This window comes from Geobacillus sp. ZGt-1 (assembly GCF_001026865.1).
GTDB classification, from domain to species: Bacteria; Bacillota; Bacilli; order Bacillales; family Anoxybacillaceae; genus Geobacillus; species Geobacillus thermoleovorans.
In genome coordinates, this window is the sequence record NZ_LDPD01000164.1 from 1 (window position 1) to 625 (window position 625).

1 pseudogene is annotated in these 625 nt (G+C 41.3%); it reads left to right on the top strand.

The window, feature by feature from the left end:
* Positions 1-206, top strand: a pseudogene (locus VU18_RS20925) (DDE-type integrase/transposase/recombinase); the annotation flags it as partial.
* Positions 207-625 lie beyond the last annotated feature (419 nt).

Sequence of the window (625 nt, forward strand, 5' to 3'; positions counted from 1 at the left end):
ACGTATATTCGCGTCAAAGGACGTTGGCATTACTTGTTCTTTATGTTGGATGCCGTAAAAAAATCGTATGGTCTTATCGCGTTTCGCCCAATCGAGATACGCTGTCTGCGATTCGTGCCATGGATGACGTCCTAAAGAAGTTGCCTTCGATTCCAGAGGCGCTCTCTCTTGTCGTCGATGGAAACCCGATTTATTTATTAGCAAAAGGCAGCTCGTGATGACTTTTCATAGATTTTTTGACGCTACCCTTTAATATCCTGATTATTCAAATAATATTATAAGCGACCAAACCACCTCCGCCCATCGCTTTATCCTAAACAGGACAATGTCCGCTCATTTGAAGAGGAAAGAGAACAGCACCTAAAAGACCGGCGACTTCATGAAAAATCAGCCCGAAACGCACTTTTCTCAAGTTGAGAAACCTTTGAAAATCCGTTCTTCTCTTACAACAGAAAATACCGATGGAGCGAAAAATCATGGTTTTTCACCGACCTTCTAAGGATTCCTGAACTTTCCAAACCAAGATGGATTTCTCCTTGACGAAGAAACTAAGACATGTTTGAAAATAGCCAAGTGCAACGTTTGGCTGAGAAACCATGCTCATCTACGTAAAGTTTATTTTTTT